Origin of the sequence: Bradyrhizobium sp. CCBAU 25360 (assembly GCF_028128695.1) — a bacterium.
GTDB classification, from domain to species: domain Bacteria; phylum Pseudomonadota; class Alphaproteobacteria; order Rhizobiales; family Xanthobacteraceae; genus Bradyrhizobium; species Bradyrhizobium ottawaense.
In genome coordinates this window covers 236,368-259,701 of the sequence record NZ_LBJA01000001.1, presented here as the reverse complement: position 1 = coordinate 259,701, position 23,334 = coordinate 236,368, and the positions used below count along the sequence as shown (strand labels likewise).

The following is a 23,334-nucleotide window of genomic DNA, read 5'->3' as shown; positions in this document are numbered from 1 at the left end:
TTTTCCCAACAGCGTTGCGTATCCAATCATTTGAACACGAAGGCCGTACTGCGAGCGCCGAAAGCGGCGGGGGAAGTTTCAGCGAAATATCGACAATGATGCCGTAGGGCCGCGCGACGCGCGGGCTGCTGCGGCGAAGACTTGTGCATGGCCAACAAGCTGGGATTCCAGCTCAATATCGGGAGAAAGAGAAATGCGTCGAATTGCACTCTTGGCTCTGATTGCAGGATTGTTCGTGCCGGTGATTGCGTCGCAACCGGCTCATGCCCAGGCCACCAGAACGTGGGTGTCCGGCGTAGGCGATGACGCCAACCCCTGCAGCCGCACCGCCCCGTGCAAGACCTTTCCAGGGGCGATCTCGAAGACGGCTGCGGGCGGCGAGATCAATTGTCTCGACTCCGGCGGGTTCGGCGTCGTGACCATCACCAAGGCGATCTCGATCTATTGCGAAGGGGTTGTCGGCGGCATCCTCGCAGCGGGTAGCTCCGGCGTCATCATCAACGCGGCCGCGACCGATCACGTCGTGCTGCGCGGCCTGGACATCGACGGATTCGGAACCGGCATCAAGGGCGTCAACATCCTCCAGGCGGCCTCGGTGGTCATCGAGCATTGCTTCATCAGGAACTTCAACAGCGCGGGCGGCGTCGGCGTCTTCGTCAACCCGTTGAACTTCAATTCGATGCTGATGATCCGCGACAGCGTGATCTCGCACAACGGCACCGCCGCCGACGGCGCCGGGATCAGCATCAATACGAACGGCGGCAGTTCGCGGAGCCTGATCAACAACACGGCCATCCACAAGAACTTCGTCGGCGTGAGCGTGCAGGGATCGGCCAACGTCCAGATCAACAACACCAACATCTCGGAGAATCTGGGTACGGGCGTCGCCCTTACCGGTGGTGCGGGAGTGCGAATCGGCCGCTCGGTGATCGTCAACAATCTGGGGGCGGCGACCTCCGGCAATGTGCTGTCCTATCTGGATAACCAGATCAACGGCAACGCGCCGGACACGACGCCGGCTACTGCTGGCGGGTACCACTAGTCCGCAACTGCTCGTGAATTTCTTCTGGCAACGTGAAATCTTCAGTTCAATTTGGGAGGTTGAAATGCGTCGTATTGCTCTATGGGCTCTCTTGGCGGGATTGGTTTTGCCGTTCGCCGTGTCGCAGCCGGCTCATGCCCAGGCGACCAGAACGTGGGTTTCCGGTGTCGGCGATGACGTCAATCCGTGCAGCCGCACCGCGCCGTGCAAGACCTTCGCCGGCGCGATTTCGAAGACCGCCGCGGGCGGCGAGATCAACTGCCTCGATTCCGCGGGCTTCGGCACGGTGACCATCACCAAGGCGATGACGATCTATTGCGAAGGTGTCGTCGGCAGCATCCTTGGGTCCGGCACCAACGGCGTCAACATCAACGCTGCGGCGACCGATCACATCGTGCTGCGCGGCCTCGACATCGAAGGTGCCGGCACCGGCGTCAAAGGCGTCAACATCCTCCAGGCGGCCTCGGTCGTCATCGAGCATTGCTTCATCAGGGACTTCAACGGCGCGTCGGGAACTGGCATCTTCTCCAATCCGGTGAATTTCAACTCGATGCTCATGATCCGGGACAGCGTGATCTCGCACAATGGCACAGCGGCTGCTGGCGCGGGGATCAGCATCAACACCAATGGCGGCAGCACCCGCGTGCTGATCAACAACACGGCTATTCACAACAACTTCGTCGGCCTGAACGTGCAGGGATCGTCCAACGTCCAGGTCAACAACAGCAACATCTCGGAGAATCTGAGCACGGGCTTTGCCCTCAGCGGCACTGCGGGAGCCCGGATCGGCCGTTCGGTGATCGTCAACAATCTCGGCGCAGCCACGACCGGCAACGTGCTGTCCTATCTGGACAACCAGATCAACGGTAACGCTCCGGACACGACACCGGCTACCGCGGGCGGATATCACTAGAGCATGAGCGTGTAGCCGTTTTTCGAAACGGCCATGCTCAAGCAACGAACCAAGGCGCGATGACGCTCCGGTCTCATCGCAGTCTGGCATCGGGTTCAATCGACGAGCTTCGGGCGCCAGGCGCCCGAAGCCTTTTTTTGTGGCCGGTACGCACTATGGATTTCGGGATACCTACGGACTAGTCTGGCTTTGCGTGCAAGGAGAGCAGGTGGGATGCAGACCCTCGACAGCCCGGATCCCAGGTTTTTCCGTGCGGCGCCGCAGGCGTGCGGTTTTTGGCGACGGGCGGGGTGGGGTTGTGCCGCCATCCTGCTGACGCTGGCCTTCGCAATCCCGGCCCATGCCCAATCGTTCCGCCAGGGCGTCTCCGCTTTCCATCGTCAGGACTATGTCACGGCATCCCGCATCTTCATCCCGCTCGCCGAGCGGGGCAACGCGGCTGCCCAGTCCTATCTCGGTTTCCTGTTCGAGACCGGCCGCGGCGTGCCGCAGAACTACACGGAAGCCGCGATGTGGTACCGGCGCGCGGCGGAGCAGGGCGACAGCCGCGCTCAATATTCGCTGGGCCTGCTCTACGACCGCGGCCAGGGCGTGCCGCAGGACATCGTCGAAGCCTCCAAATGGCTCAATCTGTCCACGGCCGCGGCACCTCCGCCAGCGCGCGAGGCGCGAGCCAGGATCCGCGATGCCGTCACCACCAAGATGACGCGCGGAGAGATCGCTCAGGCCCGTCTGCGGGCGCTGGAATGGGCGCCGAGCCGCGAGCACTGAGCGCCAGGTAAAATCCGCAGAGCGCGCGCCGTCAGGTAAGTCGTTGATAACGCTGTCCCCGCCTACTGTGCATGGGGTTGTTTTCGCGTTTTGATGTGAGCAGGGTCGGTTTGATCCCGATCCCCGCCGTCAGCCCGGCCAGCCGCCGAGCCAGTTCGTGTACCAGGTCTCGCCCAGCCAGCCGATCCAGATCGCCGGTGCCAGAAACAGCCCGAACGGCAGGAAGGCTGTGGCGCGCAGCGGCTTCCGCCGCAGGGCCGCACCGACGACATAGGCGCCGATCGCCAGCAACGCCGCAAGCTCGATCACCGCAACCACGGTCGCAAGGTCGAGCCAGGCGCCACAGACCGCGGCGAGCTTGACGTCGCCGAGCCCCAGCCCGTCGCGGCCGCGCCAGCGGCGGTAGAGCACCATCAGCAGCAGCAGCGGCAGGCCTGTGGCTGCGGCGCGTGTCAGCGGCCAGAGCAGCGCCTCCGCGCCGAGATCGGGCACGAACGCGCCAGCACGGAGCAGCGCGAGCGCGAAGGCGGCGCCCGTCAGCTCGTTTGGAATGCGGTAGTGGCGCGCATCGTTCGCCGCGATCGCAAGCATCAGGGCGGCCAGGAACGCGCCGTACAGGCCTTCGGCGCCCGGCGCAGTCACGAGGCTTGCGAACACGCCGAGCAGCAGGGCGATGGCGAGCGCAGCGCCCGTCGCGACCTCCGCCGCCTGATCCGTCACGCCCTAGCGCGCCGCCTTGGGCGGGTTCACGGTGACCACGGGATTGCTGGTGCCGACCAGGCGGCTGTTCATCTTGCTGCGCATTTCCTCCGCAATGACGTGCGCATCGACGCCGTCCTTGATGACGGTCGGGCGGATGAACAGAATCAGCTCGGTGCGGGCGCGCGTCGTGCCCTGGTGCGAGAACGCATCGCCCACGCCGGGTATGGAATCGAGGATCGGAATGCCCTGGCGTTGCCTGTTCTCGGTCTCGCTGATCAGGCCGGCGAGCAGCACGGTCTGGCCGCTCGTCACCGCGATCGAGCTCTTGACCCGGCGCTGCGAGATCGTCGGCGTCAGCGAACCTGTGCTGCCGGCCGCGACGCTCGAGATCTCCTGCTCGATGTCGAGCACGACGTTGCCGTTGGCGTTGGCGCGCGGGAGCACGCGCAGGATGATGCCGGTGTTCTTGTAGTCGATGGTGTTGACGACGGTGTTGTTCGCGGTCAGCACGGTCGCGGTGCCGGTCGAGAACGGCACCTGGTCGCCGACCTGCAAGGTCGCCGGCTGGTTGTCGAGCACGACCAGCGACGGGTTGGACAGCACCTTGACGGTGGTGACGTTGTGGAGCGCATCGAGCACCACGCGCGGGGAGTTTTCCGCCCCGATCAGAAAGTTGAACCCGGGCAGCGCGCGGCCGAGCAGCGCGCCGGCGGCGGCGTTGACCGCGCCGGTCTGCTGCTCGATGTTGCTGCCGACCGAGGCGCTGTTGCTGACGCCGCCGATGACGTTGGAGACCGAGCCGTGCTTGCTGGCGATGAAGAACTGGACGCCGTAGTTCAATGCGTCGTTCAGCGTGACTTCGGCGATCGTCGCCTCGATGGCGATCTGGCGCTGCGGCCGGTCGATTTGCCGGATCGTCTGCTCGACGACGCGTTGCGATTCCGCGTTGGCATAGACCAGCACCGCGTTGTTGGTGACGTCGGCCGTGATCCGCACGTTCTGAAGGATGGCATTGTTGACGGGTTTTGCGCCCGTGCCGAGCAGCGAGCCGGAGCCGTTGTCCTGGCCGGGCACGCCGGCCGCCGCAGGGGCGGGGCGCGCGGCCAGCGCCGAGCCGGGAGCGCCGGTGACCGGGGTTGCGGCGCCTGAGGCGGCAGTCGGAAGCGCGCTGAGCGAGGCGATCGGATTGGTTCCGGACGAGGACGTCGCGATGCCCGAGCCGGGCGAGATCTGGCCCGCGGAATTGTCGAGCGAGGAGCTGCTGGTCGCGCTCTGGCTGAACAGGATCTCATTGAGCAGCGCCACCACGGCCTTGGAGTTGCCGTAGCGCAGCGGATAGGATTTCAGGTTCACGCCATCCGTATCGGAGCGGTCGAGCCGCGCGATCCAGGTCTGCGCACGCTTGAGGTATTCGGGCTTCTGGCTGACGACCAGGATCGAGTTGAGCCGGCCGATCGGCTGGAATTTCACCACGTTCTGGCCCAGGCCGCCTTCGCCTGAATCCATGATCTTCTCGATCTCGGCGATCAGCGGCTCCGGCGTGGAATTTCGCACCGGGAAGATGCCGACCGATTGCCCGCGCATCCAGTCGGCGTCGAAGGAGAGAATGGTGTCGACCGCGGTCGCCCGGTCGGTGCCGCTGCCGCTGACGATCAGCGTGTTGCGGGCGCTGTCGGGACGCATGGTCTGGGCCTTCACGCCGAAGGCATCGAGCAGCTTGAAGATATTCTGCGCCGAGACGTAGCGCAGCGGCACCACGGTGACGCCCTGGCCGGCTGCGGCGTTCAACGAGCGGTCGACGCCGCCGGGACCGGCCTCCGGCGCCGGCAGCAGGCGATAGCCGGCGCGGTCACGGACCAGCGCGACACCGGACATGCGTAGCGCGTTCTCCAGCACGTAGAGCGCATCCGCCTTGGGCACCGGCCGCACCGAGGCCAGGGTCACGGTTCCCTGTACCCGCGGGTCGATCGTGTAGCCGACATTGAGTACATCACCAAGAATGACCTTTGCGACGGTGGTAACAGGCGCGTTCTCGAAATTGAGGTCGTAACCGCTGCCGCCGGCATCGTCGCGCTCGGCCAGCGCGCCGCCTTGCGGCGTTGCACCATCGCTGAGATAGATCGCCGGCTTCGAGGATCTTGCCTGCGCAATGCCGCTGGCGCCCGCATCCGCAGGTTGACGTGGCTGGAGATCGAGGGAGCGGACCTTGTCGGCGATGTCCTGGGCGCGCGGGTCCTTTGGATCGGCTTCGATCGACTGGTCGGCGGTCACGATGCAGGCGCCGAGCACGAAGGCGGACGACAGCAGGAGGAGCGTTCCAGACAACGCTGAGCGAAGGCGCAAAAGCGGTTGGACCACCTTAAACAAAATACGCCTGCCAACGCTGGAAGTGATTGAAAATTGCATCCGATCCCCCCTTGGTTCGGACGCGCAATAATTTGCGCCACGATTATGTTTTTGCTAATAAATAAGTCAAGGGCAAAGGGCGCTCCATGTCCCGTCGAGGTTGTTGCATTCAGGTAACAAGGTCAATGCTGTGAATGCGATGCGCGACCGCTCCGCAGATAGCTTCCGACAGCACCTCCTGGAAAAATACTCATTGCCGCCGCGGGCGCATGCCCATGTCGACAAATCGGCCACCCCCGCGCTCACGCGTCCCTTGCGTGAATTGTGGGAGGCCACCGATCTTTCCGCGGCCGAATTCGCGGATGAAGTCTCCGACCATTTTGGTCTGCCGCGGCTGAGCCTTCCGCAACTGCTCGCGGCCACGCCTTGCCTCGACGGCTTCTCGCGCCGCTTCCTGCGTGAATCCACCATCTTTCCTTTCAGTGCGCCCAACGATGTTTTCCGGCTGGCTGTCGCCGACCCCTCCGACACGGCGGCCATTCGCGCCGCCGAAATCGTGTTCGGAGCACCGGTCGATGTCGTCGTCGCCTCATACGAGGACATCACCACGGTGCTCGATCAACGGGCCGATGCCGACGATGCAAATGCCGATCGAAGCGGCAGGAACGTTGCGCAGCAGTCAGACGACGACATCGAGAGCCTGCGCGATCTCGCCAGCGGCGCTCCGGTCGTGCGCGCGCTCAACGATCTCCTGGAACGCGCGGTGGATCTGCGTGCCAGCGACATCCACGTCGAGCCGTTCCGTGCCGGGCTCACGGTGCGCATGCGCGTCGACGGCCTGTTGCGCGCGCTGCCGTCGCCGCACGGCATTCCGCCGCAGGCGCTGATCTCGCGCATCAAGATTCTCGCCAGCCTCAACATCGCCGAGCGGCGCCTGCCGCAGGACGGCGCGGCCCGGGTGCGGGTCGGGCGCAGCGAGATCGACGTCCGCGTCGCGACCATGCCGACGCAGCACGGCGAGAGCGCCGTCATCCGCCTCTTGCCGCGCGACCGCGGCCTGCTGGAGATGAGCAAGCTCGGTCTCGCCGCGCGCGACGAGAGCGTGATGACGCGGCTGCTCGCGATGCCGCACGGGATGATCGTGGTCACCGGACCGACCGGCAGTGGCAAGACCACGACGCTCGCGACCATGCTGTCGATCCTGAACGAGCCGACGCGCAAGATCCTCACCATCGAGGATCCGGTCGAATACGAGATTCCCGGCATCAACCAGTCCCAGGTCAAGCCGTCGATCGGACTGACCTTCGCCTCCGCCATGCGCGCCTTCGTCCGCCAGGACCCCGACGTGATCATGGTCGGCGAAGTCCGCGATGCCGAGACCGCGCATATCGCGATTCACGCGGCACTCACCGGCCATCTCGTCTTGACGACGCTGCACACCGAGACGGCCGCGGCCGCCGTACCGCGCCTGATCGATCTCGGCATCGAGGGCTTCCTGCTGAAGTCGACGCTGCGCGCGGTGGTGGCGCAGCGCCTGGTGCGCGTGCTGTGCGACCGCTGCAAGGTCCCGCATGCGCTGACCGAGGCGGATCTCGCCGAGGACCCGCGCTTTGCGGTGATCGGCTTCAAGTGCGGCGAGGTCGTGCACGCGGCCGGCGGCTGCGAACGCTGCGGCGGCACCGGCTATCGCGGCCGCAACGGCGTGTTCGAGATCCTCGAAATGTCCGACGAGGTGCGCGCGCTGATCGGCCCGCAGACCGACTCCCATTCGATCGACGCCGCCGCGATGCGGGGCGGCATGACGACGATGCTGGAGGATGCGGTGGCCAAATGCCGGGCGGGGCTCACCACCGTGCCCGAGGTCTTCCGCGTCACGACGGTGCGCTAACGCATGCCGAACTATCGCTACCGCGCGCTCAACGCCAACGGCGAACTGGTCTCCGGCGCCATTGCCGCGCCTGCGCCGGGCGACGTCGCGCAGCGGATCGAGCGGCTCGGTCTCGTGCTGGTCGACAATGTCACGCCGGAGGAGGGCGGCTCGGCGGGCCGCGTGTCCAGCCTCTTCAACAGGCCGAAGCCGGAAGACGTCACCATCCTCACCCGCGACCTTGCGCTGCTGTTGCGCGCCGGCGCCCGCATCAACGACGGCTTGGAGCTGCTCGCGACCGATCCCGATTTCGGCCGCCTGCGCCCGGTCGTTGCCGACATCCGTTCGCGGGTCGTCGCGGGCGAGAGCTTTGCCGAAGCGCTGGCGCGGCACGAGGGGCTGTTTCCGCCGATGTATGTCGCGCTGGTGCGGGTCGGCGAGGCCTCGGGTTCGCTTGACCAGGTGCTGGAGGTGCTGGCCGGCGAGCGTACCCGCAGCGAGGCGTTGCGGCGGCGGCTGTCGGATGCAATCCGCTATCCCTTGTTCGTGCTGGGCGCGGCGGGCTGCGTGCTGTTGTTCTTCCTCACCTTCGTGCTGCCGCAGTTCGCATCCGTGTTGCAGGATTTCGGCGCCAAGATCGATCCCGTCGTCGGCGTCTTCCTCAACATCTCCACCTTCCTGCGCGGCAATTCCGATGCGGTGTTGGCTGGTCTTGCGGTCACTATCGGGGTGGCGTGGCTGCTGCTTCGGCAAGAGCGCGTCCGCCGCGCCGTCGCCAATGCGATCACGCGGCTGCCGGCAATCCGCAACGTGATGAGCGCGTACCGGACGGCGCTGTTCTGCCGCAATCTCGGCCTGCTGCTCGGCAGCGGCGTCAATCTCACCATTACGCTGCGCATCCTCGTCGACATGATGGCGACGACCGGCCCGTCCGCGGTCTGGAGCGATGCCGCTGACCGCGTTCGCCATGGTTCGAAACTGTCCGACGCGCTGGCCGAGACGGAGGCGCTGCCCGCCATGGCGGTGCGCATGCTCCGGCTCGGCGACGAGACCGGGCAATTGCCGATGCTGTCGGGCCGCGTCGCTGAATTCTATGAGGCCAAATTGCAGCGCACGCTGGACCGCGCCGTCGGCATCGCGGGCCCGGCGGCAATCATCGCGATCTCGCTGGTCGTCGGCGGCCTGATCACGTCGGTGATGACGGCGCTGATGTCGGTGAGCCAGATTGTCGGTTGAATTGATAGTTGGAGGGATTTGAGGTGACGAAACATCGATCATCAAAGCGGGGTCGTCGGCGCGCGGCCCGTGGGGAGGCGGGCTTCACCCTGGTCGAGATGCTGGTCGTCATCACCATCATCGGGATGATCATGGCGCTGGTCGGCCCGCGGGTGCTGAATTATCTCAGCGAGTCCAAGGCGAAGGCGGCCAAGATCCAGATCGAGAGCTTCTCCAGCGCGCTCGATCTCTACTTTCTCGATCTCGGCCGCTATCCCACGTCGAACGAAGGCCTCTCCGCACTGACCCGCAACTCCAACCAGGCCGGTTGGAATGGGCCCTATTTGCGCGGCGGTGTCGTGCCGAGCGATCCCTGGGGTCACATCTACGTCTATCGCGCGCCGGGCGCGAGCGCGCCCTATGAGATCATATCGCTGGGGTCGGACGGTCAGGAAGGCGGCAGTGGAACGGCGGCCGACATTGTCAGCGGCGCGCGCTGAGGGCATTGGCGAGACGCGCGGCTTTGCGCTGATCGAGATCCTGTGCGTGCTCGCGATCATCGGCCTGCTCGCGGCGATCATCCTGCCGGCTGTCCCGCGTACGACGACGCGGGCCAGGCTGGAGAGCTATGCGGTCGAGACTGCGGCGCTGCTGAAAGCCGACCGCAACGCCGCGCTGCGCCGGCAAACCAGGGTGGCGACCCAGGTGGATGCGGAGGCGCGCGCGATTCGTTCCGGCGTCACCGGGCGGACCATCCGCTTGCCCGGCGACGTGGTGGTGCAGGCGATGCTGGCCTCGCGCTGTGCCGACCGGGCCGCGGGGCGGTCGATCGATTTCTTTCCATCGGGCATGTCGTGCGGCGGGGTGATCGCGCTGGCGCGGCCCGGCATGGGATATGAGGTGCGCGTCAACTGGCTGACCGGAGGCGTCGAGATTGTCCCGCAGAAGCTGCTCTGATAACGCCGGCTTCACCCTGATCGAGGCGCTGGTCGCGCTCGCGATCATCGCGGTCGTGCTCGGGACGATCGGCTCGGTCATCGCCACGACGGCGAAGGGCACGCGCGCGATCGACCAGCGGCTGGCACTCGCCGGCACGGCCGAGACCCTGCTTGCGGACCTGCCGGCGCGCTCCCTGCTGAAGCCCGGCCGGCGCAGCGGCGATCTCGCCGGCAGCCGCTGGCGGGTCGACGTTGCGCCGATGAACGTGCCGGGCGGCGATCCCGCCAGCGATCGCTTCATGCCATTGGCCGTCAATCTGCGCCTCCAGCGCGCCGACGGCAGCGCCATCCAGGTCACGACGGTGAAGCTGGTGCCGAGGGCTTCGCAATGAAGCGTCTGGCAATGAAGCGCCTGCGCCGCACACTTGCCGACGAAGCCGGCTTCACCCTGCTCGAAGTGTTGCTCGCAACCCTGCTGATGACTGTCATCCTGGCGGCGCTGGCGACCGTGACGGCGCAATGGCTGCCGAACTGGAATCGCGGCATTGCCCGCGTGCAGCGGGCCGAGCGTCTCGCAACCGGTCTCGACCGCATCGTCGCCGACCTCACGGTTGCCGAGCAAATTACATTGAATGGCGATGCCAGGGTGCCGCTGTTCGACGGCGCCGAATTGTCGGTCACCTTCCTGCGCACGGCAATCGGTCCGAGCACGCGTCCGGGCCTCGAATTCGTCCGCCTGATCGAAAAGGCCGACGCGCAGGGACTGGCGCTGGTGCGCGAGCGCGCGCCGTTCCAACCGATGCCCACCGACGGGCAGATCCGCTTCGTCGATCAGGTCGTGCTGATCCGGGCGCCGTTCCGCGTGAGCTTCGCCTATGCCGGACCGGACGGTCAGTGGCAGCCGATTTGGCGCGGGCAGGCGCAGCTGCCGGACCGTATCCGTATCACCGTGCGCGACAGCGCGACCGGCCAGGTGCTCGCGGTCTCGGGCGCGGTGGTCCCGCACATCACGGCGCCGGCCGAATGCGCGCGGGCCAAGAATCCGGCGACTTGCGTCACGGCGCGTACCCGGCCGCAGCAGGCGGAGAAACAGGAGCAGCAGTTGTGAGCGGCTCAAGGCACGACCAGGCGAGGCTTGCCGGGAGCCGCGGCTTCATCGTGGTCGCCGTGCTCTGGATGCTGGCGGCGCTGGCGGCGCTGGCGCTGATCTACCTGACCTATGTCACCAACACGGCGGTCACGGTCGCCGTCAGTGCCGACAGGGTACAGGCCGATGCGCTGGTGAACGCGGGGATCGAACTTGCGGCCTACCGCCTGACGGCGCAGAACGAGGCGACGCGTCCGACCAGCGGCACCTTCAATGCCCGCGTCGGTGCTGGACGGGTGAGCGTGACGTTCCGCTCGGAGGCGGCGCGCGTCGATCTCAACATGGCGCCGAAGCCGCTGCTGTCGGGCCTGATGACGGCGCTCGGTGTGTCCGCGACGGATGCGCCGGTCTATGCCGACCGGATCCTCGCCTGGCGCTCGTCGACGGAGCCCGGCCAGGACAATCCGGAGGATTCCTACTATCGCACGCTCGGCGCGCCCTATCTGCCGCGCCACGCGCCGTTTCCGCACAGCGAGGAGCTCTGGCTGGTGCGCGGCATTCCGGCCGCGGTCGTGGAGCGCGTGCTGCCCTTCGTCACCGTGTTCAGCAACATGCGGGCGGTGAACGTGCTCGACGCCGCGCCTCAGGTGGTGGCGGCGCTGCCGGGCATGACGCCCGGGATGCTGCAACAGGTGCTGCGCGACCGCGCCGACCCCAACGTCGATTCCCGAGCCCTGGTCGGGCTTGCCGGCGGCACCAATGTGACGGTCGAGGGCTCGAAGGCGTACCGGCTGACGGTCGCGGTCGAGCTGCCGTCGCATCGGCGGAGCTCGGCCGAGATCGTCATCCTGCTTCTCGAAAGCGGCGATGAGCCGTATCGTGTATTGTCGTGGCACAACGCCGTCGACGGCTCCGCCGGAAAGCCTCTGTGAGATGAGCTCGCTCGATTCCCTCCGCGCCATTATCGATGCCTGGACCGGCACCGTGGCCGGCACGCTCGTGCGCGCCCTGGAGCGGACCGTGTCGCCGCGGGTGGTACGGCTGGTCGAAAGCGAGACCGGCGCGTTCGCGCTGGAGGCCACGAAGGCGGAGAACGCCCCGAAGGAGATCGCGTTCGCGGATGGCAAGTTTGCAGGCGCCAATCTCGCGCAGATCGTCCGTGGCAGCCGCGTCGAGATCGTGCTGCGGCCGTCGCGCTTCCTGTTTCGTCCGCTGGAGCTGCCGGCGCGCGCGGCCGATTTCCTCGACGGCATCGTGCGGGCGCAGATCGACCGGCTGACGCCGTGGAGCGCGAGCGAAGCCGTGTTCGGCTGCCGCGCCCCGGCGCCGCATGGCAGCGACAGCATCACGACCGAGATCGCCGCGGCGCCGCGCAAGGTGGCGATGAGCTATGTCGAGGCCGTGGCGTCCTTCCATCCGTCGGCGGTCGCGATCGCGACGGAGGCGACTGCGGGCGGACGCATCAAGGTGTTCGAGCAGAGATCGCGCGGCGCGGTCGACCCGGCGCGGCTGAGCCGGGCGCTGCAGGCGGTGTTGGCTCTCACTGCCGTCGCAGCGGTGGCCGGATCGGTCGCGGCGAGCTATCTGGCCGACAGCCTCAGCGCGCAGGAGAGGGAGCTCGAACGGCAGATCACCCAGCGCCGCGCCGCGCTCCGCGGCAGCGACGGCGGCGAGCGCTCGCCGCTCGCGCTGCTCGAACGCCGCAAATACGAGACGCCGGCGAGCGTGATCGTGCTGGAAACGCTGAGCCGGGTGTTGCCGGACCACACCTATGTCACCGAGCTGCATCTGGCGGGCAATAAAGTACAGATCGGCGGCATCACCCGCGATGCGCCCTCGCTGATCCCCTTGATCGAGCAGTCGCAGCATTTCACCCGCGCGACCTTTTACGCCCCGACCACGCGCAACTCCTCCGATCCCGGTGAGCGCTTCCACATCGAGGCGCAGATCGAGCCGAGGAACGTGCCATGAGCAGCGCAAAGGTCACCGGCGGCAATGCGGTCGCGCGGGCGCTTGCGAGCTCGCCGCTGATCGCGGTCACGCTCTATGTGGCCGTTGCCGGCGCGCTGTTGCTGACGGCGGGGCTGTCGATCGCCGAAATTCTCGCCCATCGCCAGGCGCTGGCGCAGACCTCCGACCTGCTCGACCAGTTTCGCGGCCGCAAGGGCGGCACCAAGAACGCCGCGGCGGCAATGGCCGAGCATCCCGGCACGCCGTTCCTGGAGGGACCGACCGTGACGGTCGCCGGCGCCAATCTGCTGCAGCGCGTTGCCGCTGCGGTCGGCAATGTCGGCGGCCAGGTTCAGTCCTCGCAGGTCGATGTGTCCGGCGCGCAAGCGAAGGACGGCTTCGTCGGCCTCGTCGTGAGCTGCGAGCTCGAGCAGCCGGCGCTCCAGAGGCTGCTGTACGATCTAGAGGCCGGCATGCCGTTCCTGTTCGTCGATCAGCTCGACGTCCAGGTGCCGCAGACGACGGCGTTGAGCGACGCCGGCGCCGGTCGCGTCAGGGTGATTTTGGGCGTCTCGGGCCAGTGGCAGGCGGGGAAGTAGGGCGGGATCGTCAGCTCACCGGCGGGCTCGCCGGGTCACCAACTGTACTTGAACACGCCCTTGCCGGAATAGCTGGTGACGTTGCCGGAGAACTCGCCGTCGAAGGTGCCGGCGATCGAGAAGCCGCTCAGCCATTTCATCTCGGCGCTGGCGCTGACGAGCGCGGAGTCGGCATCGACCCTGGCGCCGTTCACGACGAAGCTGGTGCCCGGCAAAGTCTGGAACAGAGCGGTGACGGCGCGGTCCGGATTGTAGTCGTGCGCCCAGGCGGCGCGGCCACGCAGCGTCAGCACGCCGTTTTGCATCGCATACGATTTGTCGGTGCGCAGGCCGAGCTCGGAGCGGGTGTCGGTCAGCGATTGCGAAGCGTAATTCAGCGCGAACAGCCCGCCGCCATTGAGGCTGACTTCGGAATAGTTCGGCAGGTTGAAGTTCGTCACCTGTGCCGCAGCGTAGGGCGTGATGCCGATCAGCGGCGTCGTGAAGCGATAGCCGCCCTCGAAGCGGGCCGAGAACGTGTCGGCCTTGAAGCGGCCCTGGAGCTGGTCGAAGCCGCCCGGCGCTACGGTGCGGTTGGTGGTGACGTCATGCCAGCCATAGGCGAGTGCGGCCGAGATGTAGGCCGGTCCGAAATTGTGCCGGCCATAGACGCCGGCCTGGAACAAATCGGCCGAGCCCGAGCCCATCGCATTGGCGAGCGAGTAGTTCAGCCCGCCGCCGCCGAGCGCGAAGCCGACCAGTGTGTCGACCGAGACCCGATAGTCCGCGCCGGCCGCGCCGCCCCAGACCCGCGCGGTCAAATCCTGCGAGCCGACCGTGGCATTGCCGCCGACCTCGGCCGAGCCGCCATAGCCCGCGGTCCAGACGCTCCAGCGGCTGCTCGGCTGCGAGGACAGCAGCGGCGCCTTGGTCGCCATCGCATAAGCCTCGCGCTCGCGCGCGGTGGCCGGCCGCATCGACGCATAGGAGGCTGCGTTATCGCTCTCGGCAAACTGGGCGACGCTGCCCGCCTTGGCGAAGCCGCCGCTGCGTCCGACGACGGTCGGGTCGAGCATCAGGTTCAGGAATTGGCCGTCGGCATTGATCGCGGACTGGATGATGCCGGTGCCGAACTCACCCGAGGCGGTCGTCAGCCCCGCCGGCGACAGCGCAGCGAAGGCCGCGGGAATGCCGCCGGTGGTGTTGAAGAAACTGGTCAGCGTGTTCGCGACGTTCTGCTGGTTGACGTTGAGCCCGCCGCCTTGCGCGAAATTGACGTTGACGTTGAGGAACACGGTGCTGGCGTCGTAGCTCAGCGTCGCGTTGAGCGTCGGCATGTTCGACAAAACGGTCGGATTGAAGGTGCTGCCGACCAGGGTGCCGGCCGCGGTCAGGATCGTGTACTGCTTCTTGACCGTGCCTGAGGTGAAGTTCGCGCGCACGGTCGCGCCGCCGAGGTCGGTCGCGCCCGTGACCTGGGTGAGGCTGGCGTTGGTCGAGGAGACCTGCACCAGATAGGTCGAGGCGGCGGTAAAGGTCAGCGATCCGCTGATCGTCATCGGGCCGAACGGGCTCGCCGCGCTGCCGGGCGCCAGCGTGCCGCCATTGACCCCGACGCCGGCGATCGTGCCGCTGCCGGCGAGGGTGCCGCCGGCGTTGACGGTGACCGGGCTATTCAGGATCGAGCCGTCCACCACCAGCGTGCCGCCGTTCACGGCGGTGGCGCCGGTATAGGTGTTGATGCCAGTCAGCGTCTGCGTGCCGCCGGCGAGCGTGAGGCCGCCACCCGCGGCGCCATCGTCGATGACGCCGGCGAAGGTGCTGTTGCCATTGGTGATCGTCAGCGTGTTGGCGCCGAGATTGACCGCGCCCGAGCCCGACAGCGACCTGATCGAGGTGCCGGTGCTCAAGGCCGAGATGTCGAAGACGCCGTTGGCGATGACATTGCTCGAGGTCGCGATGCTGCCGTCGCTGCCGCCGGCGTTGATGAGATCCAGTTCGCCGCCGCTCGCGATGGTCGTGGTGCCGGTATAGGTGTTGATGCCGTAGAGCTGCTGCACGGCTGCGCTCGCGATGGCGAGGTTGCCGGCGGTGCCGCCACCGATGCCGCCGTCCTGAATCACGCCGCCGAAGGAATTGCCGACCGTGACGGTCAGCGTCTTCGATCCCAGCGCAACGACGCCGTTGGGACCGAACGACAAGAGCCGGGTCACCGACGCGCCGGACGTGGTCTGGGAAATATCGAACGTTGCGCCTGCGCCGGCGAATCCAACGTAGAGCGAATTCGCGATCGAGCCGCTGCCCTTCAGCGCCAGCGTCGCGCCCGCGTCGATCTGGGTGGCGTTGCTGTAGCTGTTCACGCCCGAGAGCGTCTGGGTTCCGCCGAAAACCTCGAGCCCGCCCGTGCCTTGGATCACCCCCGCGAACTCGGTGGAGCCGTTGGTGATCACGAGCCCGTTGCTGCCCATGTTGACGACGCCGGAGGAACTGCCGGCGAGCGTCGTGATGGCGTTGAACGGAACCGCGGACGCCGAGATGTCGAACGTCGTGTCCACCGTGACGACGCTGGATGACGAGATGCTGCCAAAGCCCGAGATCGCCAGCGTTCCGGCCGAGATCGTCGTTGCGCCGGCATAGGTGTTGGTGCCGGCCAGCGTCAGCGTGCCGGTGCCGACCTTGGTCAGGCCGCCGGTGCCGGAGATGATGCCGTCGACCTGGGTCGAGGTGTTGAGGCTGCCGGTGGTGAGCGTGTTGGCGCCGAGAACATAATTGCCGGCGCCTTCGATCGAGCCGGCCGTCGTGCCGCCGCTGGTCAGGCCTGAGATGTCGACCGTGCCGCCGGCATTGGTGATGAACTTGGCGCTGCCGCCGCTAGAGGTGCCGGTGAAGTTCGTCGTCGCGCCGTTGTTGGTGGTGATCGTGGCGCTGCCTGCGGTGGCGGAGCCGTCGAAGTTCACCGTTCCGTCGTTGATGATGGACGAGGTGGCGGCGGTGGTGGTGTTGTGGAAGTTCAGCACCCCGCCTGCGCCGTTGTTGATCGTCGCCGTGCCGGCCGAGGCGTTGGTGAAGAAATCGATCTGACCGGTGGCATTGTTGGTGATCTGGGCGCTGCCGGCAGAGGCCGAATCCTCGAACGTGACGAAGCCGCTGTTGGCGAGGCTTGCCGTTCCCGCCGTGCTGTCCTGGATGAAGTTGACGTTGCCGCCGACATCGTTCGTGATCGTCACGGCCCCGGCGCCGCCGCTCGCGGTGCTGCTGTTCTGGAACACCAGATTGTTGCCGGAGGTGACCTGGAAGGTCTGGGTATTGACCGTATCGTTGTTGATGATGCCCGTGGCGTTGACGATGAACGGGTTGCCGATCGTGAATGTATAAGCCTGCGAGGTGTTCGCGAACTGGATCGTGCCGATGCTGACGACACCGTTGTTGTTGTCGACCGCCGTGCTTCCGGTGTTGGTGAAGGTTGCGGTCTCGTCGGGCACGCTCGGATTGGAGGACCAGTTGGTTGGATCCGTCCAGTCGGAGGAGCCGCCCGTCCACGTGCCGTCCACGGCATGCGCGGCGACGACGCCGAGCGCCGTGGTGGCGAGGAGTATGGCCAGCGAGTGGCGCGTGACGGATCGCAGCCCGTATCCAATCCTTCCACCTGCCATTGTCGGTCCAGCCATCCGATCGTCTCAAATCAGCAAAGAAATCATCGCAAACATGCAACCGGGGCGCGTGCCGAGGCCCGGCGCCCATGCCATGATCTCATGGCGCCGCAACGGCCTGCAATGAACGGATATCCATTTGCGCCGGCTTCCTCCCTGTTTCGCTTTGCATTTTCAGCCATCGTGGCCATCGGGCAACATATTCATGCATTGCAACAGGTGCGGGGCAGATTTGGACCTGCGCGTCGGGTTGGGCCGGACGGTGTGGGTTGATGACGCCGCAGATCGGAACTAGTTTGGCGCGGATGCCTCGCCGTCGCGTGGCGCGGCCGGTGGTCGCAGGGGAATGTCGATGTCCGGGTGGCTGAGGCCGACAGGATTGGCCGCGCTGTGCATGGTTCTGGGCATGGCCGGGACCATGGCGGCCACCTCATCGCGCGTTGATGTCCTGTCGGACGACGCGGCGGGCAATCCAGCTGAAAGTGTCGATGTCGGGACGATGAAGCCGATCGCGCGGCCCGCGCAGCAGGCGCCAGGCAAGCCCATTCCTCGCGGCAATCCGCTGTGGTCGGTGCCGCTCTCGGCGCTGACCGCGACCCAGGAACGCCCGATCTTCTCGGCCATGCGCCGGCCGCCGCCGCGCGCGGTCGCCGCATCGCCGGTCGAGGAAAGTCCCGCGCCGCTGCCCAAGCCAGTCGAGGCGCCGCCGCCGTTGTCGCTGGTCGGGGCCGTGGTGGGCGAGGGCGATGCGATCGCAATTCTCGTCAACCGCACCGATCAGAAGGTCGTGCGTCTGCGGCAGGGCGAATCGCTCGCAGGCTGGTCGCTGACCTCGGTGCAGCCGCGCGAGGTGACGTTCAAGCAGGGCGAGCGCAGCGAGGTGCTGGTGCTCCAGCGGCCGGACCCTGCCGCTGCCGCGAGCCCGCCGGCAGATGCCGGGGGCAAGCTGACGATGCCGGGCCCGGCCGATCCATCGTTCTCCCCCTTCGTGCCGCGCTCGACGCCGAAGAACGGCGAGTCGGATGGGCTCTGAGCGCTCGTGGGCGCGCGGCCGTTTGCTTGACGGGAAGGACGCGGCTTGACCGACAAGCAAATTGACGGGCCCGGCACGGCCGACGGTTCGAGCAGACCTGCCGGCATCAGTCGCGGCCGCCGCCTCTTGCAGGGCTGGTCCGCCAACCTGGTCCAGATGGCGCTGGGGCTGTCTCAGCAGCTCCTGCTCATCCCGGCCTTCCTGCATGTCTGGACCGGCGACATGCTCGCGGCCTGGCTCGCGATCTATGCGGCGGGAAGCCTCGTCGTCGTGGCGGATGCCGGACTGCAGCTTCGCGCGATCAACCGCTTTCTCGCGTTCAAGGCTTGCGCCGATTGCGACGGGCGCACGGCGAATTTCTATTCGGCCCTGCTGCGGATCTATCTCGCCATCGTGGCGGTGCTGGGTGTCCTGCTGTGCGCGGCGGTGGTCCTCGCGCCGCCATCGGCGGTGCTCGGCTTTCAGGCCGCGCCGACATTCGATGCTGCGATGCTGGTGATGACGCTGGGCATGCTTCTGACCGTCCCCGCCAACCTCGTCTCCGGCCTCTATCGGGTGCGCGGCCATTACGGCCGGACGGTCTGGCTGCAAAACGCCGCGCTGCTGCTTGGACAGATCGCCCAGCTTGCGGCGCTCGCATTGTTCGGCAGCCTGCTTGCGGTCGCGATAGCCTTCGTGTCGATGCAGCTCCTGTTCGCGATCCTGCTCGCTGCGTTCGACGCGCCGCGACTGTTTCCGTTCCTGCGCCGCGCCGGCAAGCCGCCGTTGGTGTCGCCATCGCTGCGCTGGAGCCTCGGGCAATTCGGCCGCGCGGTGCCCTTCGCGGTCGCCAACATCACCGAGCTTGCGCTCGTCAACGTCCCCGTGCTGCTCGTCTCCGCGCTGGTCACGAACCGCGTCGCGGTGGCGCAATGGGGCCTGACGCGCGTGATCGCGAGCCTGGTGCGCGGTCTCTGCCTCCAGGTGACGCTGCCGCTCGCCGCCGAGCTCGGCCACGACCACGCGGTCGGCGACAAGGATCGGCTGCGCCGGCTCTACGCCCACGGCTCGGTGTTCGTGACGGCCCTGGCGTGCCTGATCGTCGCGGGCCTGCTGCCGTTTTGGCCGGACTTCTTCGCGTTGTGGACCCATGGCAGCATCCCCTACGACGCGCCGCTCACGGTGACGCTGCTGCTCGGCTCGGCGGCCGTCGCGCCATCGCTGCTGGCTCTGGTCTTTGCCAATCACAGCAATCGCGGCGATCTCCTGATCCGGACCAAAGGCCTCCAGCTCGTGGTCTTCCTGGCGCTGTCCTTCGCCCTGATCTCGCATCTGGGGCCGCTTGGCGCCGCGCTCGCCGTGGTCGCAAGCGACATCCTCATCCAGTTCGGACTGCTCGCGCTGATCGTCATGCGCCAGACCCTGCATCATCCGTTCAAGCACATCGCCTTCCTGATGCTCATGGCCGTTATTGTCGTGGGAGCAGGCTGGCTGATCGGGCAGGCGATCATCGTACTGGTGCCGGGGAGCGGGCTCGTGCACTTCATCGTGCAATGCGCGATCTGGCTGACCGTGGTCGGCATGCTCGCAAGCCCGCTGTTGAGCACAACTCTGCGCGAGCGGTTGCGGGCGCTGATTCCTGCCTAGCTGTTGCTATTCAACGCGCGGTCAATGCCAGACGGTGCTTCAATCGTTCGAGATGACGGGCGAATTGCTGGTGGCCGGCGTTGGTCTCCTCGGCAAACTGCGCAAGGCGGAGGTGACCGGCCGCGCGCAGCCGCTCGCGCGTGCCGTCGGTACGCAGGCTGACGATCGCATCCGCGAGCGAGCGCGGGTCGTCATAGTCGAACAGGATCGCGGCGTCGCCGGCCTGGGCCTTGAAGGCCTCGGGATAGATCACGGGCGTGCCGACCGCCCAGGCTTCCAGCGGTGGAAGATTGGTCGGGCCAAAATAGCTCGGCATCACCAGTGCCGCGGCGCCGCGATACAGCGCGCCGAGCTCGGCGGACTCGACGAAGCCGATGATGGAGATCTGGTCCGACAGGCCAAAGGTGCGGATCGCCGCATCGATCTTGTCGCGGCCGCCGCGATCCGATCCGCACAGCACCAGCCGTTCGGTGATGCCCCGCTCGCGCAAGCTTGCGAGCGCCGCGAGCAGCGTCATGTGGTTCTTGTGCGGCCAGAATTGCGCTGGATAGAACAGATAGCCGGGCTCGAGGCGGTATCGTGACAGCACCGCCTCGTCGTCTGCGGCGTCGGATGTGGATTGGCTGACATAGGTGGAGGGCGAGAACGGGATGCAGACCGCGCGCTCTTTTTCCATGGCATAGCGGCGGCAGAGATCGTCGACCAGCTCCGGCGCGTTGACGATCACCACCGCGGCCTTGGTGCTGGCGAGGCCGAACAGGATCTCACGGCGCTCGAATTCGCCGAACGTCCTCACTTCCGGAAACTCCGGCGCGTCGCGGTGGCAGCCGTCGAAGATCGTGATGATGAACGGCAGCTCGTAGAGCAGCAGGTGCCGCTTCGAGGTCGACGTGAAGTGCACGACGTCGATGCCGTCGCGGATCAGCGCACGCTCGAACGGCGATTTCAGCTTCAGCGCGATCTGGACGAGATCGAACGGCCCGCAATATTTCAGGAACAGGAAGACATGGTCGAGCGGGCCGAACTTGAGCAGGCGCGCCGCGACGCCGAACTCCTTCAGGATGTCCAGGGTCTTCGGATAGGGCGAGTACACCACGATCTCGTTGCCCGACTTGGCCGCCCAGTCGCGCAGCCAGAGCAGGTCATTGAGCGGCTGCTGGAAGCCGCCGCCGACCTCGAGCGCCTGTTCCAGCATCACGGCGAGCCGCAGCGGTCTCACGGTGCAACACTCTTTCTGGCGATCGCATAGGCCGCCCAGCTCTTCGAGTTCGGCGCGTCCTGCGTCAACCATGCAGCGTGAGCGGCGCCCTGGAAGCCGCTTGCCACGAGCGCCGCGTCGATCTCGAACGGAAACCAGTAGCGCATGTGGTGCGCTTCATCGACACGCTTGATCGTGGCGCGATCCAGGTCCTCGCAGAACAGGGTGTAGTTCACGGTGACGGTCGCGGCCTGTTCGTCATGATCGGATTGCGCAATGCGGGTGAGGCGCAGCGGCTTCTGCTCGATCACCTTGACGCGCGTCTCGACGCCCTGCGCCAACACCGCGCCGCCGTACCAATAGTCGAAGAAGAAGACGCCGTCCGGCTTCAACGCCGCATGGGCCGTGCAGAACATGGCCGTCAGCGCATCGCGGCTGGTCTGATAGCTTGCGACGTGGAACAGCGACACCACTGCATCGAAATCGCGTTCGGGACCCGTCTCGCAGGCATTACCCTGCCGGAACGGAATCGACAGCCCGGCTTGCCCGGCGCGCGTCTTGGCGCGCGCGATCATCTCGTCGCTGAGATCGATGCCGGCAACGTTCCACCCCTGGCGCGCGAAGGCGAGCGCGTGCAGGCCGGTGCCGCAGCCGAGATCGAGCAGCTTGCCCGAGGAAACGCCGTGGTCGCGCAGGCGCGCTTCGACGAATGCCGTCTCGGCCGCGTAATCCTTGTCCTGATAGAGAAGATCATACCAGGGCGCGTAGTCGGCGAACACCGTCACGCCAGGATCTCCTTCAGCGCCGCGGCCGAGCGCGCGATCTCGTCGTCGGTCAGGGCAAGCCCGCTCGGCAGGTAAAAACCGCGCCGGGCGATGTATTCCGCATTCGGATGACTTTCGTCGCGCATCAGGCCCATCCGGCGCAGCACCGGCTGCTCATGCATGCACCAGAAGAACGGCCGGGTCCCGATGCCCCTTTCGCCGAGGCGCCGCATCGCTTCCTTGGCGTCGAACGGCACGTCGTCGTTCAACACGACGCCGTAGACCCAGTAGATGTTGTCGGCATAGCCAGTGCGGGCGACGGGGCGGCGGATGCGGTTGAGGCCTGCGAGATGTTCGTCATAGAGCCGGCCGATCCGGCGCTTGATCTCGACCGTGCGCGGCAGACGCTCGACCTGGGCGACACCAAGCGCAGCCTGGAGGTTGGTCATGCGCGCGTTCCAGCCGAGCTCCTCGTGGACGAAGCGTTGCTGCGGCTGGAAGCAGAGATTGCGGTAGCCCTGCAGCCGATCGGCGAGCGCGTCGTCGTCGGTGAGGATCATGCCGCCTTCACCGGTCGTGACGTGCTTGTTCGGATAGAAGCTGAAGGTCGAGACTTCGCCGAAGCTGCCGCAGGGCGCGCCGCGATAGGTCTGGCCGTGCATCTCGGCGGCGTCCTCGATCACCTTCAGATCGTGCTTGCGGGCCAGCGCCAGGATCGGATCGAGATCGACCGGTAGACCGTAGATGTGGACCAGCATGATCGCGCGCGTGCGCGGCGTGATCGCGGCTTCCACACCCTCGGCCGTCATGTTCCAGGTCGCGGCATCGCAGTCGACCCCGACCGGGACGAGGCCGGCGCGCACCAGGGCGGCGGCGCAGCTGATGATCGTGAAGGTCGGGATGATGACTTCGGCCCCCTCATCGAGGCCAAGCGCGTGGACGGCGATATCGAGCGCGACCGAGCCGTTGGTGACGGCGATGCCGTGTCGTCGTCCCGCTGCCTTGGCCATGGCCTGCTCGAAGCGCTTGATGAACGGTCCCTCAGAGGAGATCCATCCGGTCCGGATACATTCGGCGAGATAATCGGCTTCGTTGCCGTCGAGCAGCGGCGTGTTGACGGGAATGAACGGTGCGGTCACGGGTTTGGGCCTTTGATCCGGATTTCGGACGGGGAGGCTTCGGCAAACCGGGTCTTGTCGTTCTCGCCGGAATAGGGACCTTGCTTGATCTCGAACATCTCGAGCGGCTCGAGCACGTGGAAACCATGAGCGCCGCTGCAGAGCAGGATGATGTCGCCGGCACCGAGCACGCGGCTTTCGAGATATTTTTCCTCGACCGTGTAGAAATCGACCTGGAGCTTGCCCTTCTGGATCAGCAGGACTTCCTGGGTGTAGTGCACCTCCCGCGTCACCTTGTTGTGGCGATGAGGCTCGATGGTCTTGCCTTGCGGATGGCTCATGAAGGCGAGCTGCTGGGACAGCTCCGGCGTCGAAAAGAAGTGGATGCCCGGCTCGCGGAACGAGGCCCGCACGATGATCGCGTAGAGCTGGTCGCCGAATCGAACTTGTTCGACGTGTTCCATCGTGGGCCTCGAAAAAATCGCTGTGATTAGAGAGAGATAGCTGTCCCGCTGTGCACTTTGGCCATTTTGGCC

The 23,334-nt window shown here is 66.4% G+C and carries 21 protein-coding genes; 14 read left to right on the top strand and 7 right to left on the bottom strand.

The features are described 5' to 3' along the window. The first annotated feature begins 193 nt into the window (after positions 1–193). The 3 genes from XH81_RS01095 (at position 194) to XH81_RS01085 (ending at position 2,726) form a co-directional block, all read left to right on the top strand. Positions 194–1,042 (top strand): right-handed parallel beta-helix repeat-containing protein, encoded by an 849-nt coding sequence (locus XH81_RS01095; protein WP_095425678.1) that lies wholly within the window; start codon positions 194–196, stop codon positions 1,040–1,042. A gap of 64 nt (positions 1,043–1,106) precedes the next feature. Next, positions 1,107–1,955 (top strand): right-handed parallel beta-helix repeat-containing protein, encoded by an 849-nt coding sequence (locus tag XH81_RS01090; protein ID WP_095425677.1) that lies wholly within the window; start codon positions 1,107–1,109, stop codon positions 1,953–1,955. A gap of 213 nt (positions 1,956–2,168) precedes the next feature. After that, positions 2,169–2,726 carry a tetratricopeptide repeat protein gene (locus tag XH81_RS01085; protein ID WP_097668468.1) on the top strand — a complete coding sequence of 186 codons (558 nt, stop codon included), beginning with the start codon at positions 2,169–2,171 and terminating at the stop codon, positions 2,724–2,726. Positions 2,727–2,855: 129 nt separating this feature from the next. Here the strand turns inward: XH81_RS01085 and XH81_RS01080 are convergent, their stop codons facing one another. Together XH81_RS01080 and gspD are read right to left on the bottom strand one after the other, a co-directional pair. Further along, positions 2,856–3,446, bottom strand: coding sequence for a prepilin peptidase (locus XH81_RS01080; protein WP_097668469.1), 591 nt, complete (start codon positions 3,444–3,446; stop codon positions 2,856–2,858). Between the two features lie 3 nt (positions 3,447–3,449). Then, positions 3,450–5,834 (bottom strand): type II secretion system secretin GspD, encoded by a 2,385-nt coding sequence (gspD, locus tag XH81_RS01075; RefSeq protein ID WP_097668470.1) that lies wholly within the window; start codon positions 5,832–5,834, stop codon positions 3,450–3,452. A 139-nt stretch (positions 5,835–5,973) separates the two neighbouring features. Here gspD and XH81_RS01070 point away from each other — a divergent pair, with 139 nt between their 5' ends. Genes XH81_RS01070 through gspM form a run of 9 tightly spaced genes read left to right on the top strand, consistent with a single transcriptional unit; the run spans position 5,974 to position 13,430 of the window. Then, entirely contained in the window at positions 5,974–7,662 is a 1,689-nt protein-coding gene (locus XH81_RS01070) for a GspE/PulE family protein (RefSeq protein WP_370157221.1), read from the top strand. Positions 7,663–7,665: 3 nt separating this feature from the next. Then, a complete protein-coding gene (locus tag XH81_RS01065; RefSeq protein ID WP_095425672.1) occupies positions 7,666–8,877 on the top strand; it encodes a type II secretion system F family protein in 1,212 nt (403 codons plus the stop codon). Between the two features lie 23 nt (positions 8,878–8,900). Beyond that, on the top strand, positions 8,901–9,356 hold the full coding sequence (gene gspG, locus XH81_RS01060; protein ID WP_095425741.1) for a type II secretion system major pseudopilin GspG: 456 nt from the start codon (positions 8,901–8,903) through the stop codon (positions 9,354–9,356). Next, positions 9,319–9,813: a prepilin-type N-terminal cleavage/methylation domain-containing protein gene (locus XH81_RS01055; RefSeq protein ID WP_095425671.1), complete on the top strand. Its 495-nt coding sequence runs from the start codon at positions 9,319–9,321 to the stop codon at positions 9,811–9,813. Before gspG ends, XH81_RS01055 begins: the two co-directional genes overlap by 38 nt. Further along, the gene (locus tag XH81_RS01050; RefSeq protein WP_095425670.1) at positions 9,791–10,186 is read left to right on the top strand and encodes a type IV pilus modification PilV family protein; all 396 of its coding nucleotides are present in this window, start codon (positions 9,791–9,793) and stop codon (positions 10,184–10,186) included. The genes XH81_RS01055 and XH81_RS01050 overlap by 23 nt, the downstream gene beginning before the upstream one ends. After that, entirely contained in the window at positions 10,183–10,902 is a 720-nt protein-coding gene (locus XH81_RS01045; protein ID WP_095425669.1) for a general secretion pathway protein GspJ, read from the top strand. The genes XH81_RS01050 and XH81_RS01045 overlap by 4 nt, the downstream gene beginning before the upstream one ends. Further along, on the top strand, positions 10,899–11,813 hold the full coding sequence (locus XH81_RS01040; protein ID WP_097668472.1) for a general secretion pathway protein GspK: 915 nt from the start codon (positions 10,899–10,901) through the stop codon (positions 11,811–11,813). Before XH81_RS01045 ends, XH81_RS01040 begins: the two co-directional genes overlap by 4 nt. A 1-nt stretch (position 11,814) precedes the next feature. Then, positions 11,815–12,852: a PilN domain-containing protein gene (locus tag XH81_RS01035; protein WP_179879897.1), complete on the top strand. Its 1,038-nt coding sequence runs from the start codon at positions 11,815–11,817 to the stop codon at positions 12,850–12,852. Further along, positions 12,849–13,430 carry a type II secretion system protein GspM gene (gene gspM, locus XH81_RS01030; RefSeq protein WP_095425666.1) on the top strand — a complete coding sequence of 194 codons (582 nt, stop codon included), beginning with the start codon at positions 12,849–12,851 and terminating at the stop codon, positions 13,428–13,430. Before XH81_RS01035 ends, gspM begins: the two co-directional genes overlap by 4 nt. A gap of 35 nt (positions 13,431–13,465) precedes the next feature. Here gspM and XH81_RS01025 read toward each other — a convergent pair whose 3' ends face one another. Then, positions 13,466–17,077: an autotransporter domain-containing protein gene (locus XH81_RS01025; protein ID WP_097668474.1), complete on the bottom strand. Its 3,612-nt coding sequence runs from the start codon at positions 17,075–17,077 to the stop codon at positions 13,466–13,468. 334 nt (positions 17,078–17,411) lie between these two features. Between XH81_RS01025 and XH81_RS01020 the strand changes: the two genes are divergently transcribed. Continuing rightward, positions 17,412–18,092 (top strand): hypothetical protein, encoded by a 681-nt coding sequence (locus XH81_RS01020; RefSeq protein ID WP_097668475.1) that lies wholly within the window; start codon positions 17,412–17,414, stop codon positions 18,090–18,092. A gap of 45 nt (positions 18,093–18,137) precedes the next feature. After that, entirely contained in the window at positions 18,138–19,718 is a 1,581-nt protein-coding gene (locus XH81_RS01015; RefSeq protein WP_095425664.1) for a hypothetical protein, read from the top strand. 10 nt (positions 19,719–19,728) lie between these two features. On the opposite strand, the gene XH81_RS01010 is transcribed toward XH81_RS01015, so the two are convergent. The 4 genes from XH81_RS01010 to XH81_RS00995 are packed head-to-tail and all read right to left on the bottom strand — an operon-like array spanning position 19,729 to position 23,262. Then, the gene (locus XH81_RS01010) at positions 19,729–20,937 is read right to left on the bottom strand and encodes a glycosyltransferase family 4 protein (protein WP_095425663.1); all 1,209 of its coding nucleotides are present in this window, start codon (positions 20,935–20,937) and stop codon (positions 19,729–19,731) included. Continuing rightward, positions 20,934–21,701: a class I SAM-dependent DNA methyltransferase gene (locus tag XH81_RS01005; RefSeq protein WP_097668476.1), complete on the bottom strand. Its 768-nt coding sequence runs from the start codon at positions 21,699–21,701 to the stop codon at positions 20,934–20,936. The genes XH81_RS01010 and XH81_RS01005 overlap by 4 nt, the downstream gene beginning before the upstream one ends. After that, positions 21,698–22,819: a DegT/DnrJ/EryC1/StrS family aminotransferase gene (locus XH81_RS01000; protein ID WP_271595641.1), complete on the bottom strand. Its 1,122-nt coding sequence runs from the start codon at positions 22,817–22,819 to the stop codon at positions 21,698–21,700. The genes XH81_RS01005 and XH81_RS01000 overlap by 4 nt, the downstream gene beginning before the upstream one ends. Continuing rightward, entirely contained in the window at positions 22,816–23,262 is a 447-nt protein-coding gene (locus tag XH81_RS00995) for a hypothetical protein (protein ID WP_095425660.1), read from the bottom strand. Before XH81_RS00995 ends, XH81_RS01000 begins: the two co-directional genes overlap by 4 nt. Between the last annotated feature and the right edge of the window lie 72 nt (positions 23,263–23,334).

Bases quoted from the DNA above. Each gene is read 5' to 3' on its own strand.
- XH81_RS00995 (WP_095425660.1), bottom strand. From the start codon at position 23,262: ATGGAACACGTCGAACAAGTTCGATTCGGCGACCAGCTCTACGCGATC.
- XH81_RS01065 (WP_095425672.1), top strand. From the start codon at position 7,666: ATGCCGAACTATCGCTACCGCGCGCTCAACGCCAACGGCGAACTGGTC.
- XH81_RS01035 (WP_179879897.1), top strand. From the start codon at position 11,815: ATGAGCTCGCTCGATTCCCTCCGCGCCATTATCGATGCCTGGACCGGC.
- XH81_RS01095 (WP_095425678.1), top strand. From the start codon at position 194: ATGCGTCGAATTGCACTCTTGGCTCTGATTGCAGGATTGTTCGTGCCG.
- gspM (WP_095425666.1), top strand. From the start codon at position 12,849: ATGAGCAGCGCAAAGGTCACCGGCGGCAATGCGGTCGCGCGGGCGCTT.
- XH81_RS01020 (WP_097668475.1), top strand. From the start codon at position 17,412: ATGTCCGGGTGGCTGAGGCCGACAGGATTGGCCGCGCTGTGCATGGTT.
- gspD (WP_097668470.1), bottom strand. From the start codon at position 5,834: ATGCAATTTTCAATCACTTCCAGCGTTGGCAGGCGTATTTTGTTTAAG.
- XH81_RS01045 (WP_095425669.1), top strand. From the start codon at position 10,183: ATGAAGCGTCTGGCAATGAAGCGCCTGCGCCGCACACTTGCCGACGAA.
- XH81_RS01025 (WP_097668474.1), bottom strand. From the start codon at position 17,077: ATGGCTGGACCGACAATGGCAGGTGGAAGGATTGGATACGGGCTGCGA.
- XH81_RS01070 (WP_370157221.1), top strand. From the start codon at position 5,974: ATGCGCGACCGCTCCGCAGATAGCTTCCGACAGCACCTCCTGGAAAAA.
- XH81_RS01085 (WP_097668468.1), top strand. From the start codon at position 2,169: ATGCAGACCCTCGACAGCCCGGATCCCAGGTTTTTCCGTGCGGCGCCG.
- XH81_RS01090 (WP_095425677.1), top strand. From the start codon at position 1,107: ATGCGTCGTATTGCTCTATGGGCTCTCTTGGCGGGATTGGTTTTGCCG.